Origin of the sequence: Geobacillus sp. TFV-3 (genome assembly GCF_009901865.1) — a bacterium.
In the GTDB taxonomy this organism is placed as follows: domain Bacteria; phylum Bacillota; class Bacilli; order Bacillales; family Anoxybacillaceae; genus Geobacillus; species Geobacillus thermoleovorans_A.
This window is the reverse complement of sequence record NZ_MPSP01000001.1, coordinates 193,765-211,769: the sequence shown is the minus strand read 5'-3', so window position 1 is coordinate 211,769 and position 18,005 is coordinate 193,765. Positions and strand designations below refer to the sequence as shown.

The following is an 18,005-nucleotide window of genomic DNA, read 5'->3' as shown; positions in this document are numbered from 1 at the left end:
GAGTTTCGCTTGTTTGGCCGTCAGTTCAGTTCGTTGATGCAGGCCGCCGTTTTTGGAAGAAAAATGTCCAAGCATGAGACGCTCGCATTCGTCTCTTACGTTGGGCCGCGATTCATGAGTCAGGAGAAAGAAATCGCGAAATACTTTTGGCCAGAAGCTCCAAGACGGCGCGATCCACCTCGTCTTCGCGCCCAAACGAATCCATCACCTTGGTTTTCGCCTATTTGTCCTTGGGATCCCATTCGTTGTGAGCAAGCTGGAGATAGGCCACGGTCGTTCCATCTTTGTTTTTGCGTGTTACTCGCCGTATGTACATGCCTATATTATAACCGATATTCAGCTGTTTTAAAAGTTAAAATAAACAAGTCGTGTGCCTATGAAATTCAGCATTTTTTTCTAGGATCCGCATTGCGAAATCTTTGATATAACAGCATTTTGGCCATTTTCATTTGCCTAAAATGGCCTCAAAACTGTCGAACTCGGGTTAATGTTTGCGGTTGCTTTCGCAAGTCTTATCGTTTCAATACTGTCTTACAGCCAAAAGAAATAATCCACCCTTGAGTTAACGGCCATGGGTGGATTATTTCCGCCTACTGCCGATCCCCCCTTGCAGGGAACCGTTCTATTGCAGGACCGAGGGTGTTGCAGCACCCTTGGTCTTATATTATAAGAACCTTCTATGCATATTATACATGATTAGGGTTGTGAAATGAAGACTTATGTTTGCAGCTGATGCACGGATATTTTTTATTTACCCGTGGTGCTAGATAAACTCAAACAAGCATAAAAATAGCCCTTTCATGAGGATCTCCTTAAAATGAAAGTGCGATCAAACATGAGAAGGAGAATCCCCATGCAAGAGCACTTTCATCTTACAACAGATCGAGCAAGATTCAAAAAGCAATATGCCGCCATTTTCTTTTTTGTCTCTGCCCAGCTTCCATCGATTCAGATGTACCTGCAGCGCCGCAACCGCCATTTGGTCAAACAGGAAGACACTGTGGTCATCGCGATTCATATTTTAGGAAAGTTGCTCGGTTTTGCATCCGAACGGGCATGGCATCGCTTTGTCACTGGAAACTTGTTCACAACCGGCTCGTTTCTCGAACGTTCCCGGTACAACCGCCGTTGCCGGGCGCTGCGCTTCGCCATCAAATGGATCCGCCATGAGCTGGAAAAACGCGGCCAACATCATGCCTATGCCGTCGTCGATAGCTTGCCGCTCCCGTTGTGCCATACCGCCAGAATGCATCGCGTCAAACGGTTTCAAGAGATCGCAGACATCGGGTATTGCGCTTCCAAAAAGCAATGGTACTATGGGTTGAAGCTGCACCTTCAAGTGGCCGATCAAGGGTTGCCCATGGGCTATGTGGTGGCGGAAGCATCCTGCCATGATCGAATCGCAGCCGAAAGCGTGATGACCCAAATTCCTCATTCCTATAACTTTGGGGACAAAGGATTCATCAGCCGTGAGTTGCAAAAAAGGCTGTACGAAGAGTACCAAATGGCGCTTTGGACTCCGTCTCGAAAAAACCAGAAACATTGCTCGTCCGAGGCATGGGAGAAATGGATCCGACAAAAACGCAAAGTGATCGAGACGGTGTTCTCGGTTCTGGTTGACCAATACCGGATCACAGAGATTCGAGCGAATTCCATGATCGGATTTGAAGTAGCGCTCGACGGCATATTGTTAGCCTATTCGCTGGTCACACTTGGGCTAGTTGAGTTCTGACGCCCAACTAGCACCACGGGTTTAGTATATATTTCACGGTAGAAACTAATGATATTCATGCCATTGTATTGTCCTTAAATCATCATATTGTTCATCTTTAGAAAAACCATAGTAATATTTTGGCTTTTTATCGGCAGAAAGAGCTATTGGATTGATATCTCTTTCATTAAACTTCCCTTCCCAGTAAAAAATCTCGATATTCCCTAGATGCATTGGACGCAAAAATCTTTCTCCGTCCGGACCAGCTTCAACATATTTAATGTCATTTGTATTTGTTTTAAAAGCCAACATAAGCATATTAATGGTTTGATCATTTATCTTGGCGTAGCCAACTGTTTCAATATCATTTTTTAAATTTGATTGATAATTAAATGCTATCTCACTTTTCCAGAATGGTCCAAAAGGCTTAGATATGACAGTTTTATAGGATTGATCGTTATCCTGAAAAATATATATCTTGTTTTCACGAGCGCTTATTTCTTTTAGTAATACAGCATTCTTATGTATATAATTGTTTTTCTTAGCAGCGTTTAAAGGAGTAAGATATAAATCCAAAAAAAATACAGTACATGCAAATACAAAAACTAATATAAAAAAGACGATACCTATAAGCTTTTTAACAGGTTTTCTTTTGTTCATAAAGATCCCTTCCTGATAGAATATTTGACCCTGACATACATGCATAAATTTATTCTCTATTTCAAAATTTCAAATCGATTTGATGCTGTTGTTTTGCTTTCCAAAATTAATCATGTTCATTTTTCTTTTACACGTCATAGAGATGATATAGAATTTGATGTCTTTTACCTTTTATTTAAAAGTTGGTATGTCTTTAAAACATAATAAAAATCTCTTAAATGAAATGTCTCCTTATTGTCTTTTATACTCTCTATACTTCTATTTAAGTGATCATTAATTAAACTATTTATATCTACATAATTTCCGTTTTGACTAATAATAGTAAGAATCCACATAATATAAGGATCATTTAAATTGTTTTTGATATCTTTTTGGAATTTTTCTCCAAAAATTTTAATGTCTTTTTGTGAGATTCTTTGAGATATACTAAGGGTTCCTAATAAAAAAAGATGATCTTTGAAATTAAGATTATCCTGTATATTAATCTTTAATTTAGGTATTCCAACGTTAATAAGCTTCATAACATAGGATACATATAATGCATGTTCATAATTTTTATTCTTGATTAAGTCTTTATATTTATTTTGAATACTCTCAATAGCTTCTTCAGGTATTTTAATATTGTATGTTTTAAGAGTTTCAATAATATGTGCAATTGTCTTACCATCTAAGATATCCCAGTTAATTTTCCTAATAATTAATTTCAATAAATCCTTAGTTTCTTTTTCGTTTTTAGTTTTATACCCATAGTAGTCACTTATTTGTTTAACCATATTTGTACTCTCTATTGAGAACTCTTTTTGTATAATTTTTGAATAACCTCCATCAATGCCTTGGTGATCTTCTAACATCTCCTTTAGAATTTTACTTTTCCTTACATCTTTATTAAAATGTTCAAGGAATTTTAAAGCTAAATAAGTTCCCTGCTCATCACTAGGTCCCTCTAGTGCAGCATTCCATCCACCATCATTATTTTGATTTGCATATAGTAAAGAAAATATTTTATCTGGCGGTTTATTGTAGTCTAATTTATAATAATTTAACAAATCAATTATTTCTAGTGATGTATTCAATTCAAATAAATCCAATTTAGTTTTAGAAAATGTTTCATTAACGTATTTAACCATTATTTTTTTATCTGATTCAGGAATCTGATGATTATGGTTAAACTTTAATAAAAGAATATTTTTGAAATAAATCAATCTGGCGTTGCTTAAAGAATTATCCAGTTTAATATTTGCTATCCAATCTTCTTTTATTTTTGTTTTATCCAATTGTAAAAAATCTTCAATCTGGCTAGCCATATATGTAGATATTAAATAATCTTTCAGTTTCTCATTCCCATAAGTATCAAAAGAATAGTATCCGTCTCTGTAAAGCTTGACAAACATTTTTTCTAAAAGTGCATTTATTTTTTTATTTTTGAACTCCCCTAAATTTTCCAAAATATTTACTGTATAATATAAATCGTCCATCATAATATTTTTATCTTCAATATCTGCTAAGTTATTTTCTAACATTATTATTGTTTTTCTTTTATTTGTAAAGCTATTAACACCTAGTAATTTCAATGACTCCATAATATAATATGCGGAGTAAATATTTCCTCTATAGTAAATAAAAGGAATGCTGTATCCCCCTTCATACATACGCAGTTTCCCTTCATAAATAAGAAACTGTGTTCTTATGTCTTGTAAGTCTAAATTTCCTGTTTCGTTTCTGTTCTTAATTGTTTGGTTAGTAGTTTCACTTATACAGCCAAATAAAATGATTATTATAATAAAGATCAGACTTATATTTTTGAACATTAACTTCATAATTTATTCTCCTTGTATACCTTATATATACTTATAAAAAGACTGGTGTTAGTATAGTTTCATGGACACATCTTAGTTAAAATTTTTTTATAACTGCTATAATAAAAACGAAGGGATGTGTCCTCTATGGGTAAATTTTATGAAGATTTCAAAAAAATGGTTGTTGAACTTTACCACTCAGGAAGTGCAGTTAAGGATTTAAGCAGCGAACATGGCGCTTCAGATATAACGATTTATAAATGGATTAAAAAATATTCTCCTGTTCATTTAGAAGATGGCTCAACTTTAACTCCAGATGATTATGCGAAGTTACAAAAACAACTCCGGAGTTTACAGGAGGAAAATGAAATATTAAAAAAAGCTATGGCCATATTCGCGAAAGGATAAATCCCCATGAAATAATCGAAGTGATTGATGAATGAAAAGACCAGTATACTGTCAAAACCCTTTGTGATGCATTAGAATTCCTGAGAAGTTCGTATATGATTCTAAAAATAAGCAGGAGTCCAATCGTGCTCATGAAAATAAAGAATTAACCGAGAAAATTAAAGAAATTCATTTGAAAAGCTCTAAACGTTATGGAGCCCCGAAGATTCATGAGGCACTTAAAAAAGCTAGTTATGTAATCAGTGAAAAAAGAGTACAGCGTTTGATGAAAAAAGCCGGAATCCGTTCAATTATTACAAAAAAATAACGTCCTCATTGCAGTAGTAAAGGCATAGTCGTTGATCACCCAAATATATTAAATCAAGATTTTGCAACAACCACCATTAATGAAAATGGGCAGCTGACATCACCTATATTCATACCATCAAAGATGGGTGGTGTTATTTGGCGTCGGTCATGGATCTCCATTCCAAAAAAATTATCGGTTATTCCTTTTCACGGAATATAACGACAGAGCTGGTCATGAAAGCTTTTGATAATGCGTACTCGACACAACAACCAAAAGAAGGATTAATCCTTCATTAGACTTAGGCTCCCAATATACGAGTGAGGAATTCCAACAATATCAGCAATCAAAAGGAATGAAGCATTCCTTTAGCAAAAAAGGCTATCCATATGATAATACCTGCATGGAATCCTTTCATGCTATTTCGAAAAAAGAAGAAATCTAGCAAGTACGATACTTAGATTATCGTTCTGCTCAATTATCTTTAAAATATATTGAGGGCTGGTACAATCGTCAAAGAATCCATGGAAGTTTAGGTTATTTGACCCCTCAAGAAGTAGAGGATCAAATCAAAGGGCAGCATGAACCACTACATTTTTATCGAGCGCTCTGCTTTATATGGAGAGGTGGGCGTGGTAGGCTATTTAGCCTTGCGAAATATGACCTCCCTTTCGCCCTTCGCAAGATACCACGCCCACAGAGGCTCCATGTCAAGCGTCAAAATACAACCAACTATTTTGGTGCGAGAACCAAAATTTCCCTTTAACTAAATTATGTCCGAAATATTGACCTAGATCCAGACCTTGTTCTATATGAACAAGATCTTTTTACTAATCATAGATATTAGTCTATAGTAGCTACTGCTGTTGTACGATAGTCATATCCTTGTGGGCTCCGTACAGTAGTTGTGGTATCTAAAGTTGCTTTGCCAAGAGATATCCAGCTAGATGCACTACAATTATTAAAAGTCACAGCATGAACATTAGTACCATATCTTTTTTCACCATTATATGTTGCTACTTTTGAATCGCTAGTAACAGAAAAACCTGCTGGCCAAGATATTGATACAGCTACACCGGAATAAGCTAATTTTTGGTCAATTTTAATCCATTGTGCCGTTCCAGATCCAGTCCATTTACCAATACCCGATCCTGCCACGCTTGTCCAATGTACTTTTCCATTATTCCAATGGTATCCCTGAACCTGTGACATGGAAGTAGCATAAACATTTTTAGAATCTTTTTGATCATAACGGAAAGCATCACTACACTCCTTAGTACATATACTAGCTCCAAGAGTAGTAATTCCTCCATTATTACTGGTATTAGAAATTAATTCTTTTTCACCTTCTTCTTTATATTTTTCCAATAATTCAGCAACAATCTTCTCTGTATCTTCTCCTGAGATTGTAATAATGTCTTCAGTTACTTTTTCAACAGTAGCATTTGTATACTTTTTCTTAATAGAGTCTAATGAAGTCGTTCCATCCTTAGCAAAGGCAAAGTTTGTTCCACCTAATAATAGAGATAAGCCTAAAACTCCAGATAAGATTTTTTTCAATACCATTTCCTCCTCGTATAGTATGTTTAGAAAGATTTTTAAATCGAATTTCCAGTTCGATATGCTCCTTGACAATCGCATATTCTTGGGTGACTTGCCCACGGGGGAGGGGCGCCCCTCCCCCGTGGGTCGCAAACATATTTCACAAACATCGGGGTTGGACTTTTCGCGATGTTCCTAGATAATGATCTTGAGGATCATCGGGGACACTCTTCTTCCTCCTGTAGCCTTGACTACTCGTGAAGTCTGTCTCCCCGGCTCCTGTTCGGACGTCTAACCCCGAGGCTCGACGTTGGTTCCCCATGCTGGAAGGAGCAGCTTCCAGGCAGCCCATGGTCCAACGTGAGTTCTCATACGCGAGGGTGACTGGTCAACAGGCGCGGTCCGGGGGCATCCCGAAGAGTCCCAACCCCACGATCCTACTACGATTGGAGGTGATCTCATGAAACTCTACGTCGGGATTGACGTGAGCTCGACGGACTTATACACGTGTATCATGGATCAAGAAGGAAACACTTGCGCACAATTCAAGGTGGACAACCATCTCCTTGGCGCGACCTTCCTTCGCGATCAAATCCTCCTGTGGGCCAACAAACGCCAACCATCCGAAATTCTCATCGGGATGGAAGCCACTTCGGTTTACAGCTGGCATCCGGCGATGTTTTTCCATCAACAGGAGGAGCTAAAGTCTTGGCATGTCAAGGTGTTTACCATCAATCCCAAGCTCATTCGCAAGTTTAAAGAAGCTTACACCGACTTGGATAAAACGGACGGCATCGATGCGTGGATCATCGCTGATCGCCTTCGCTTCGGCCGCTTGAAAGTCACCGCTGTCATGCACGAACAGTTTATTGCGCTTCAGCGACTCACACGCATGCGCTATCATCTCGTCCATCAGCTCACTCGAGAGAAGCAATACTTCCTCCAGCACTTGTTTTACAAGTGCAGCTCGTTTACTCAAGAGGTGGACAGCTCCGTGTTCGGACATGCCATCTTAGAGCTTCTTCTCGAGTCGTTTCGCTTAGACGAAATCTCTCAGATGGACGTGCAGCAACTTGCCGACTTCTTGCGCCAAAAAGGACGCAATCGCTTTGCCGATCCGGAATGCATCGCCAAGTCCATTCAAAAGGCGGCTCGTTCGTCGTATCGGCTTTCCAAGTGTGTCGAGGATTCCATTGATTTGCTTTTAGGGCTGTCGATTCAATCCATTCGCAGCCTTCAAGCGCAAATCAAAGAGCTCGACAAAGCGATTACTCGCCATTTGGAAGGCATCCCGAATACGTTACAAACGATTCCTGGCATCGGTCCAGTCTACGCCGCTGGCATCTTAGCCGAAATTGGACAAATCGAGCGATTTGACAACCAAGCCGCCTTAGCGAAGTATGCAGGTCTGACTTGGTCCAAGCACCAATCGGGGCGCTTCCAAGCCGAGGATACTTCCCTCATTCGTTCCGGTAATCGCTATCTCCGTTACTACCTAGTGGAGGCTGCCAACTCGGTACAACGGCATGATGCGACGTTTCGCGCGTACTATCGGAAGAAGTACGAGGAAGTGCCAAAGCATCAACATAAACGAGCCCTCGTCCTTACCGCTAGAAAACTCGTGCGTGTGATCGATGCGCTGCTACGCAACGGTCAAATCTACACGCCAAGAAAGGGGGAAGATCGATAAGGGTATCGATCTAACTGATTTTGTATCAAAACCCAGTTAATGACATCTTACAAGACTGGGCTTCTTCAGTATTGCCTTTTTTCGGGTCATCGGACAAATGAATTTCCAATTTCGATGATTTTTCACCTTGACATATTACCGCAGGACTTCATTCATTATCTTATCAAGCCGGCCGACTTCACCCTTACTGTATCAAAATGAACAAGAAAAAACATCCGTATTTTCCGCAAATTTGATTGCGGAAAATACCTATTTTTTCAGAAAATAATGACATAAATTGTAATATAGTGTAAAATTTTGATGAAAATATTGGTTGGAGGTAGATATTATGAACCAAAACTTATGGAATGTTCTGCAAACAATATTAGAAAAAGATTCCATCGGAACAACAGAGCTTGCGTTAGCAAGGGAGAATTTAAGCCCAGAAGTCTTCACAGCATTGGTAGAGTATCTGCAAGATGGATTGAAAGCGAAAGAAAATCCGTGGGTGTAAGGTTGAATGAATATTGTTGGAAGAAGCGAAATAAAGACCTTTTTGCAAAATCACTTGTCCACTAATTGTATGTTAGAACAAGAGATCATACAATATATTTTCCATATGCTGCATCGCGAAGGAAAAATATTTAATCATGATGAAACTTATTTTTCTTGGGGAGAGTTTTATGCATACGTATCCTCATTCCATTTTGATGGTAACTGTTCAGCCATTACATAGAAAAAGTTTACGAGATCGGGTTTATTTCTGCTCCCCTTGTCTATACTAGTACCATCCTAGACAAGGGAGGTGAACACAATGGCAAACGTTGTTTTTGATTTCCAACAAGCGGTCTTCACACTCGAAAGCATGGTGGCCAAAATCGAACACCAAGCCCAAACGATTGAAACACTCATCCGAGAAAACGAGCAGCTGCGTCAAGAAAACCAACAACTAAAAACACGTATCGCAGAATTAGAAGCCCGTACGAAAAAAAATAGCACCAATAGCCATTTGCCGCCGTCTTCTGACCGGTTTGCGGCGAAATCTCCTTCTCGCCAATCGTCGCAGAAACAGCCGGGAGGGCAACCGGGGCACCGAGGAACGACGCTCCGTCAAGTCCCCAATCCTGACCACCGAGTCCTTCACCGCGTGACCCAATGCAAAGGGTGTGGTCACTCTTTCAAACATGTCGCTCCGCTTCAAGTAGACATTCGCCAAGTGTTCGACCTCCCTGTGGTTCGAATGGAAGTGACTCAACATGAGCGGGAAGTGAAGGGGTGTCCGAAATGTCATCTCGTCCAGCAGGCAGAGTTCCCTTTTTATGTCACGAATCATGTCCAGTACGGACCATCCATCACTTCCCTTGTTTTATACTGGAATCATGCGCAGTTGATCCCGTGCGAGCGTGTCACGGAGATGGTCAAAGCGCTAGTCGATCATTCGATGAGTGCAGGCACAGTCGTGAACATGACGAGACGATGGCTCCCTGTGTTCGAAGCAGCGCTTGAAGAGATGGAAGCGGCGTTGCTCGCTTCCAAGACGTTGCACGTCGATGAAACAAGTTTGCGTGTGAACGGAAAGAACCAATGGGTGCACGTGGCTTCCACTGTCAAGGTCACCCGATACGGACTGCATCGTTCCCGTGGAAAGCAAGCGACGGATGACATCGGGATCTTGCCACGGTACAAAGGAACGATGGTGCACGATGCGTATTCGGTGCACCCGATGTACACAGAGGCGAGCCATGCCCTTTGCCACGCCCATCATCTCCGGGAGCTTCGGGCATATACAGAACTTTACGGTCATTCATGGTCGAAAGAGATGAGCGAAGCGCTGTTGAAGATGAAACAGGCGGTGGAGAACGCGGGCGGAGCGCTGCCGGAGGAGGAAGTCCGGTATTGGGAAGCCGTGTACGACGAGCTTCCAGCGAATGGCCGCCGAGAACTCGAGGAACGTTGCCGACAAGGCAAGCATGAAGGCGTCCGCAACGCGCAACATTTCATCCAGCGCCTAGAAAAGCGCAAGCAAGAAGCGCTTCTCTTCCTGCGAAAGAAAGAAGTGCCGTTTGACAACAACCAAGCCGAGCGCGATTTGCGGATGGTGAAAGTCAAACAAAAAATTTCCGGAACGTTTCGTCAGGAAGACGATGCCGAGGCTTTCTGCACCATTCGCAGCGTCATGTCTACCCTGCAAAAACACGGAAAGCCGGCTTGGGAATCGTTGCAAAGACTTCTAAGTGGGGAGTCTCTTCAAACGATTCTCCATTCCTCCTAGGGCATTTTCGATACGGGAAATGCCCTATTGGTGCTGAATTCTGAAAATCTCACTAGTATTGGGCTGAATGGATACAGTTAACTTAGGCCAAATCTTTTCTTTTAATACTTTATTTTTCTCTTCAATAGATGCATCCTTTTTTGTAAATTTTTCAATCTCTTTTAATATCTTGTGTGATCTTTCTTTTGCAAAGTCTTTTATTTTCTCTTTCTGATTATCGTTCAATTCATTCCAAATACTAGGATCATTTACTAATTGTTTAGCCAGTTCATTTCCGTTCTTTTCCTGAGATGCAGCAAAGGTTAGATTGGCGATAGACCAAAATGAAATGATAAAGGAAAGCACAAACAATGGTGATAAAAATTTTTCATACACTTTCCCCTCCCTTTTGGACGGTATTGTCAAAAGTTTATCCTCCACACTCACGTTTTTTCGTTGAGTTTCAACAGTTTGTGGTGTATTTCAACTTCCTGCGCCTGCACAGCGCGCTCAAGGGCTGGGTTCCGGCGTCATCCTAAAACTCGCCGATCTTCCCCATATGATGGTCCGGCGGACAAAGCTCGTCCCTTTGGCGCAAGAGTTTCTCCAACAAGAAGCGGCCTAGCTTTTTGTCCTCCCGAGCCCGTTGAGCTAAAGACCTACCAAATTCGGCGAAGCGAATAATGGACAAGGGCTTCTTTCTGCCCTTGCCCTTATACTGACTCCTTTTCACCCTTGACGAGTGTCGTCAAGGGTGAATCCAAGCGCTAAATTCCCTTTATTTTCCTTCGAAAGTCGGCCTGTGATCAATTTTCTTAGAATTTTTTAACGCTTCCATGGTCTAAAAGGCTGGTGAAAAACAACAGCTTTGCTCGATTTGCGGGAAATCACAAGGAATGAAATGATGACGTTACAAGGTTTTTCAATTTCGAGAAACACTGTTGGAGAGCAGCATTTCCCCTTATCAACCGCCTCTTAAAAGGCCGGTGATTTCATGAAAAATCAGCCCGAAACGCACTTTTCTCAAGTTGAGAAACCTTTGAAAATCCGTTCTTCTCTTACAACAGAAAATACCGATGGAGCGAAAAATCATGTTTTTTCACCGACCTTCTAAGGATTCCTGAACTTTCCAAACCAAGATGGATTTCTCCTTGACGAAGAAACTAAGACATGTTTGAAAATAGCCAAGTGCAACGTTTGGCTGAGAAACCATGCTCATCTACGTAAAGTTTATTTTTTTTGAGCCGCTTTAACTATACTACAATTATCTCCAACTTTAATTTTTTTGATTACTTTACCGTTTTTAACTAATCGCAGAGTTCCATTTCGAGGATTCGAAACTATGAATTCATCAAATCGCTTGTTGTAGTCAAAATACGCTGGATTTTCTATTGCAAAAAAAGATTCACTCAAGTCATTTTTATCAAGTATTGTGAAAAACTCCCCTTTCATATCTAAATCCGTATAATTATTAATGTATAATTTATTACCAATATTAATTATTTTTTGAGGAAAAGGTTTAGACAATTGTTTCTCAGAAATAATTTTGCCATTATTCAAGTCTACAACCATAAGCTTATTTGTATATCTTTCAGGATTTTTCACCCATCCTGGCCTTGGCCCATAAGAAAAACCTGTAAAAACACAGTACATTTTGTTATCTTCAATCACAAAATCACTTGGTGGTAATTCAATATTATCTTTAATGACAGGATGAAAGGAAAGGGATGCATCATGCATTTGTATCCTATATACGTTGCTATGCTCACTGGATTTACCACCAGAATTTATAGTAATGAAAATTTCATTTTTGTAATGTTTAATTGTACTGACCATTCCACTGGTAAATGTCAATTTTTCTACTTTCCCACTAGACGCATTCACAACAAAAAAAGGCATGCCTTCTCTAAATATTTCAGATGAAGCCATGTAAATTTTTTGGTTTAGTACCGCATAAGACGACGGAACATGCGGCAACTTTAATTTCTTTTCCACATGACCACTCGAAAGATTGATGATAAGCATCGATGGTTGAGTTCCCGTATATGTACCATCATCTATTGCATAAACTCGATTTCCTTCTATAGAAAAGCTTTGAAATTTATTTTTATTTTCAATTTCTTTGACTATATTCATCTTTTTATCAAGAAAAATTAATTTGCGATCTCCATCAGCAAGTGCAACAAAGGCTGGGGGAACCTTCAGTTTTGTATCGTTTTGGGAGACTGTTTCTTTCCATTTCTCACACCCAACCATTAAAAACAAACAGATGCAATAAATGAAAATCATAATTTTATTCATTGATACAGCCCCTCGTAAATAAGTGTTCATCAAAATAGGACTACTTAAAAATTGAGAAAACCTCGTTCACTTGGAACAATGGGATCACACGATTGACCTGGATAAGCTCATCCATTCTGAGGCTCCATCCTTTCCTGTTGAATGACGATGCGTTGGCTCGTCGTCTCGACCGCCGGTATAAGGACAGCATTCACCACATCATTAGCGCTTGCTTGATTCATATTTCCCCAAAAGAGGCCTTTCTTCTCCCCGAGTCTTCACGCCGATGCGACGAACAAGGCCCTTTACAGCGCGTATGAATCGGCCTCGCTAGAAGCTCTGAAGGTTCACACACGGTAACAACCGCCGTACGAGCATGAGCTGAGGCCGATTCGGTCAACATTCCGCGGAGCAATCCCTTTACGTTGGCGGAGAGAAACAGTGCCACGCACCGGGTTCGAGAACCGTCCTCCGCCTATGAAGGTCACCCGGTTATTTAGTGCAAAATTCTGATCAAATACCGTCGATTTGAGCAAAAAAACTAGTTTTTCACTAACCTTCTAAAGATTATTTTACCATCAAGTATGGCGTATTAATCAGCAGAGTCATGAACCAGTTGCAAATATTTTAGTATCTCCGTCTTGATAAATATCATCCGGATAAACGTATAGCCCACCATCGTAATCCAAATCACGATTCCCCATCTCGTAATACGCTTTCCAAGCTAATTTACTACAATACCACGTGCTGTCATCCGACTTGTAAGAACCTACAAATTTATATGGTTCTCCCAATTGGTTTCTAATGTAATTACGGGCAAGGGTTCTAAATTGCTGTTCTAAAGTATAGACATATAAACCGACCGCTTGGTCGTAGTTTCTAAATTTCCTTGCCGTGGAATAGTGGACATTACTTTGTCCATCACCAGGTTGGTTTTCTACATTCGCTTCAATGAATGCATATGAATCTAAACTACCAGTATAATAAGTACCGTCCCATACAGCGGCATGGCGATAATACCCCCATGCTACTGAACCATCATGTACTACAATAATATCACCAGGTGCAAACGCCGCGAAAGATATGTTATTCGTACCTTTGGGTGAACCGAAAGAATCACCAGGCGCCCAGTCCGGCTTAGGGTCATCCTTGTCATAACCCTTTTTAACTCCCAATTCTGATTTTCTTACTAAATCATACTTATCAATATTCACACTTTGTTTAAGTTTTTCTTTTTGTTCTAACACTTCTTTAACTTCTTTGCTTTCATTGTTTACAACCTCTGAGTCTGCAAAAGCGTAGTTTACCAAATTAAATCCAGATAGTAGTGCTACAAACGATGAGGCCACCAAAAATTTCTGAAATTTACCTTTCAAGCAAATCCCTCCTCTACCACTAATGCGTGGATGAAAAATTTTACATAACTACTACTTTCCTCCTCAGTAACTTCGAGCAAATCCGATGACCCTCTTATTTTTCACCAACTTTCTAATATGGATGTTGATGAATATAAGTCATTAGCAGCGAATGCAAGAGTTGCAAGATACACAAGAATTTTGCGTTAAGCACATTAAGATGCCTGTGATACAACCCGGAGTACAAAGAGATTTACTTGTAATATTAGGTTGTACAATGTTGTCCTGTTTTTTGACAACAATGTCCAAATCGAAATCATCCAACTTCGCCATTCTTCATTCCCTCCTTCCCATTGTTGATATTTATGATTAACTACTTGATGAAAGATGTAGAAAGACATTATTGATTCCATCCTTTTTCACCAAGTAGTTAATGCCAAAACTTAAAAACTTCTTTTCCCACATTTAGCATAGATCAAAATTATAAGATTTTTCTAATGATATATATTTTTGTAACTGTTCAGCCATTACATAGAAAAAGTTTACGAGATCGGGTTTATTTCTGCTCCCCTTGTCTATACTAGTACCATCCTAGACAAGGGAGGTGAACACAATGGCAAACGTTGTTTTTGATTTCCAACAAGCGGTCTTCACACTCGAAAGCATGGTGGCCAAAATCGAACACCAAGCACAAACGATTGAAACACTCATCCGAGAAAACGAGCAGCTGCGTCAAGAAAACCAACAACTAAAAACACGTATCGCAGAATTAGAAGCCCGTACGAAAAAAAACAGCACCAATAGCCATTTGCCGCCGTCTTCTGACCGGTTTGCGGCGAAATCTCCTTCTCGCCAAAAGTCGGAGAAACAGCCGGGAGGACAGCCGGGGCACCGAGGAACGACGCTCCACCAAGTCCCCAATCCTGACCACCGAGTCCTTCACCGCGTGACCCAATGCAAAGGGTGTGGTCACTCTTTCAAACATGTCGCTCCGCTTCAAGTAGACATTCGCCAAGTGTTCGACCTCCCTGTGGTTCGAATGGAAGTGACTCAACATGAGCGGGAAGTGAAGGGGTGTCCGAAATGTCATCTCGTCCAGCAGGCAGAGTTCCCTTTTTATGTCACGAATCATGTCCAGTACGGACCATCCATCACTTCCCTTGTTTTATACTGGAATCATGCGCAGTTGATCCCGTGCGAGCGTGTCACGGAGATGGTCAAAGCGCTAGTCGATCATTCGATGAGTGCAGGCACAGTCGTGAACATGACGAGACGATGGCTCCCTGTGTTCGAAGCAGCGCTTGAAGAGATGGAAGCGGCGTTGCTCGCTTCCAAGACGTTGCACGTCGATGAAACAAGTTTGCGTGTGAACGGAAAGAACCAATGGGTGCACGTGGCTTCCACTGTCAAGGTCACCCGATACGGACTGCATCGTTCCCGTGGAAAGCAAGCGACGGATGACATCGGGATCTTGCCACGGTACAAAGGAACGATGGTGCACGATGCGTATTCGGTGGCACCCGATGTACACAGAGGCGAGCCATGCCCTTTGCCACGCCCATCATCTCCGGGAGCTTCGGGCATATACAGAACTTTACGGCCATTCATGGTCGAAAGAGATGAGCGAAGCGCTGTTGAAGATGAAACAGGCGGTGGAGAACGCGGGCGGAGCGCTGCCGGAGGAGGAAGTCCGGTATTGGGAAGCCGTGTACGACGAGCTTCCAGCGAATGGCCGCCGAGAACTCGAGGAACGTTGCCGACAAGGCAAGCATGAAGGCGTCCGCAACGCGCAACATTTCATCCAGCGCCTAGAAAAGCGCAAGCAAGAAGCGCTTCTCTTCCTGCGAAAAAAAGAAGTGCCATTTGACAACAACCAAGCCGAGCGCGATTTGCGGATGGTGAAAGTCAAACAAAAAATTTCCGGAACGTTTCGTCAGGAAGACGATGCGGAGGCTTTCTGCACCATTCGCAGCGTCATTTCTACCCTGCAAAAACACAGAAAGCCGGCTTGGGAATCGTTGCAAAGACTTCTAAGTGGTGAGTCTCTTCAAACGATTCTCCATTCCTCCTAGGGCATTTTCGATACGGGAAATGCCCTATTGGTGCTGAATTCTGAAAATCTCACTAGTATGGGCTGAATGGATACATTTATTCAACGAAAGGGGAAGTTACGCGCCCACGATTTCGTGGTACTTTGCACATTTCTCCAGGAAGGGGGCGGTCAAAAATCATTGGTGCAGCTTTGCAGTGCTCTAGCTCTCAAACAAAACACCTCTCTGAGTGCGGAAGGGCTCAATCAACGGTTTAATGAAAAAGCGGTGAATTTTCTCAAAGCGCTGTTTGAAAAATTGCTCATTCATCAAACTCAGGAGGCCCGTCACTTCTATCAAAGGCATCCGCTGTTTCGCCGGATTCGCATTCTCGATTCCACGTCGTTTCAACTGCCTCCTGAAATTCAGGGGATTTACGAGGGGTGTACGGGGCCTGGGGTGAAAATTCAGCTAGAATATGAATGGCTAGGAGGGAAGCTTCTCCATGTGGACGTCGAAGATGCCCGCCATCACGACGCCGCCTACGGAGCGTCCCTTCTATCGACCATCCAAGAGGGAGACCTTTGTTTGAAGGACTTAGGCTATTTTTCGCTTGAGGGATTGCAAGCCATTCATGATGCCGGAGCCTTTTATATTTCGCGGCTCAAACACAATGTAGGGATTTACCAAAAAGAAGGGGACCGATTTCGGAAATGGGAACCAGAGGATTTCCTTGCGGTGCTGCAACCCGGAGAAACCATGGAACTGGAACATGCGTATGTCAGTGGAAAGAAAGTTCATCAACCGCGGCTCATTGTGTATCGGCTGACAGAAGAACAGGAGCGGCAGAAGGAAGGGCAATGGAAACAGAAGGCGAAATCGAGTAGGAGAGGGTGATTAACCCTCGTCCTCTCACACCACCGTACGTACCGTTCGGTATACGGCGGTTCCATTAAGTCTGACGCAGAGATTCATATCGTTGATAAAGACTCTTCAGTCCTTGACTCTCCCAATAGGAGTTGCCAAGGGTTTTATGCAAGATGGGACTGGCGGCCACTCTCCAATATTTCTTCCGAGTGTTTCCCCATTCATATGCTTTCTGCTTGGGCACTCCTAAACTTTGCCGTTTTCGGACTCTGGTTCTCGGAAATTTCCACTCTTTCCATTGGCACATGCGCAGCCTTCGTCGAATCCATCCATCTAGTTCTTTGAACACACTTGGAGTCTCTGCTAACGAGAAGTATCCACACCATCCTAGAATGTACTGGTTGAGCTGTTCGATTCGCTCGGGCATGGGAATCGGTTTCGATCGACTCGTCATGGTGCGTATCCTTTGCTTCATGCGCTGAATACTTTCCTTTGCGATCCGGATTTTTGGCTCCTTATTTGGGGTGAAGCTAAAACCGAGGAATGTTCTCCTCCACGGTCGATCCACTGCCGATTTGGTTTCGTTGACGTTCAGCCGGAGTTTCGTTTCCATGAATGTCGTGATCGATTTCATCACCCGTTCCCCGGCCTTCTTCGTCCTTACGTAGATATTGCAGTCATCCGCATATTGTACAAACTTGTGCCCTCGTCTTTCCAATTCTTTGTCCAGCTCATCCAGGAGAATGTTGGACAGAAGTGGACTGAGCGGCCCTCCTTGTGGAGTCCCCTCTTGTGTTTCCATGACCACCCCGTTGATCATGACCCCTGCCTGTAGATACTTCCGTATCAACTTTAGGAGGATTTTGTCTGGAATTCGTTTCGCTAACATCCCCATCAGTTTGTCATGATTGACTCGATCAAAGAACTTTTCTAAGTCGATATCTACCACCCATGTATATCCTTCCTGAATATACTGCTTCGCCGTTTTCACCGCGTCGTCGGCCGGGACGAAACCCGTAGCTGTGTTCCGAAAAGGATGGGTCAAAGATCGGCGTGAATGTAAATTAGCACCTCACATTTCGCACCCCAGTAGTGCAGAAACAAAGGATTTTTTATTCATTTTTCTAAAATATTTTTTGAGCCAACACAA

Annotated in this window: 11 protein-coding genes and 5 pseudogenes; 7 read left to right on the top strand and 9 right to left on the bottom strand. The window is 41.7% G+C overall.

All coding sequences use genetic code 11. The annotated features are described in order from the left end of the window. Positions 1 to 118: 118 nt before the first annotated feature. Positions 119 to 316 (bottom strand): annotated as a pseudogene (locus BJQ97_RS18115) (IS1634 family transposase); the annotation flags it as partial. Between the two features lie 537 nt (positions 317 to 853). Here BJQ97_RS18115 and BJQ97_RS01125 point away from each other — a divergent pair. Further along, entirely contained in the window at positions 854 to 1,732 is an 879-nt protein-coding gene (locus BJQ97_RS01125) for an IS982 family transposase (RefSeq protein WP_160155189.1), read from the top strand. A 45-nt stretch (positions 1,733 to 1,777) separates the two neighbouring features. Here BJQ97_RS01125 and BJQ97_RS01120 read toward each other — a convergent pair whose 3' ends face one another. Then, positions 1,778 to 2,371, bottom strand: a complete 594-nt coding sequence (locus BJQ97_RS01120) for a hypothetical protein (RefSeq protein WP_003253474.1) — start codon at positions 2,369 to 2,371, stop codon at positions 1,778 to 1,780. A 164-nt stretch (positions 2,372 to 2,535) separates the two neighbouring features. Further along, positions 2,536 to 4,188 carry a hypothetical protein gene (locus BJQ97_RS01115; RefSeq protein WP_160155188.1) on the bottom strand — a complete coding sequence of 551 codons (1,653 nt, stop codon included), beginning with the start codon at positions 4,186 to 4,188 and terminating at the stop codon, positions 2,536 to 2,538. A 126-nt stretch (positions 4,189 to 4,314) separates the two neighbouring features. On the opposite strand from BJQ97_RS01115, the pseudogene BJQ97_RS01110 reads away from it, so the two are divergent. Continuing rightward, positions 4,315 to 5,426, top strand: a pseudogene (locus BJQ97_RS01110) (IS3 family transposase); the annotation flags it as partial. Between the two features lie 278 nt (positions 5,427 to 5,704). Here BJQ97_RS01110 and BJQ97_RS01105 read toward each other — a convergent pair. Then, positions 5,705 to 6,427: a hypothetical protein gene (locus BJQ97_RS01105; RefSeq protein WP_160155187.1), complete on the bottom strand. Its 723-nt coding sequence runs from the start codon at positions 6,425 to 6,427 to the stop codon at positions 5,705 to 5,707. A 436-nt stretch (positions 6,428 to 6,863) separates the two neighbouring features. Between BJQ97_RS01105 and BJQ97_RS01100 the strand changes: the two genes are divergently transcribed. The 3 genes from BJQ97_RS01100 (at position 6,864) to tnpC (BJQ97_RS01090) (ending at position 10,344) form a co-directional block, all read left to right on the top strand. Next, on the top strand, positions 6,864 to 8,093 hold the full coding sequence (locus BJQ97_RS01100; RefSeq protein WP_160155186.1) for an IS110 family RNA-guided transposase: 1,230 nt from the start codon (positions 6,864 to 6,866) through the stop codon (positions 8,091 to 8,093). Between the two features lie 328 nt (positions 8,094 to 8,421). Further along, positions 8,422 to 8,586 (top strand): hypothetical protein, encoded by a 165-nt coding sequence (locus tag BJQ97_RS17265; protein WP_201451645.1) that lies wholly within the window; start codon positions 8,422 to 8,424, stop codon positions 8,584 to 8,586. 300 nt (positions 8,587 to 8,886) lie between these two features. Further along, a complete protein-coding gene (gene tnpC / locus BJQ97_RS01090; RefSeq protein ID WP_160155185.1) occupies positions 8,887 to 10,344 on the top strand; it encodes an IS66 family transposase in 1,458 nt (485 codons plus the stop codon). A 24-nt stretch (positions 10,345 to 10,368) separates the two neighbouring features. Here tnpC (BJQ97_RS01090) and BJQ97_RS01085 read toward each other — a convergent pair whose 3' ends face one another. The 4 genes from BJQ97_RS01085 to BJQ97_RS01070 form a co-directional block, all read right to left on the bottom strand. Next, positions 10,369 to 10,719 carry a hypothetical protein gene (locus tag BJQ97_RS01085; RefSeq protein ID WP_201451644.1) on the bottom strand — a complete coding sequence of 117 codons (351 nt, stop codon included), beginning with the start codon at positions 10,717 to 10,719 and terminating at the stop codon, positions 10,369 to 10,371. Between the two features lie 834 nt (positions 10,720 to 11,553). Then, the gene (locus BJQ97_RS01080) at positions 11,554 to 12,624 is read right to left on the bottom strand and encodes a hypothetical protein (protein ID WP_160155184.1); all 1,071 of its coding nucleotides are present in this window, start codon (positions 12,622 to 12,624) and stop codon (positions 11,554 to 11,556) included. A 584-nt stretch (positions 12,625 to 13,208) separates the two neighbouring features. After that, positions 13,209 to 13,979, bottom strand: coding sequence for a YiiX/YebB-like N1pC/P60 family cysteine hydrolase (locus BJQ97_RS01075; RefSeq protein WP_160155183.1), 771 nt, complete (start codon positions 13,977 to 13,979; stop codon positions 13,209 to 13,211). Positions 13,980 to 14,120: 141 nt separating this feature from the next. Then, entirely contained in the window at positions 14,121 to 14,291 is a 171-nt protein-coding gene (locus tag BJQ97_RS01070) for a gallidermin/nisin family lantibiotic (RefSeq protein ID WP_011229795.1), read from the bottom strand. Positions 14,292 to 14,571: 280 nt separating this feature from the next. Between BJQ97_RS01070 and tnpC (BJQ97_RS01065) the strand changes: the two are divergent. Next, positions 14,572 to 16,030: pseudogene (tnpC, locus tag BJQ97_RS01065) on the top strand (IS66 family transposase). Between the two features lie 75 nt (positions 16,031 to 16,105). Continuing rightward, positions 16,106 to 16,867 (top strand): annotated as a pseudogene (locus BJQ97_RS01060) (IS4 family transposase); the annotation flags it as partial. 73 nt (positions 16,868 to 16,940) lie between these two features. Here the strand turns inward: BJQ97_RS01060 and ltrA are convergent. Next, positions 16,941 to 17,910 (bottom strand): annotated as a pseudogene (ltrA, locus tag BJQ97_RS01055) (group II intron reverse transcriptase/maturase); the annotation flags it as partial. Positions 17,911 to 18,005: the final 95 nt, after the last annotated feature.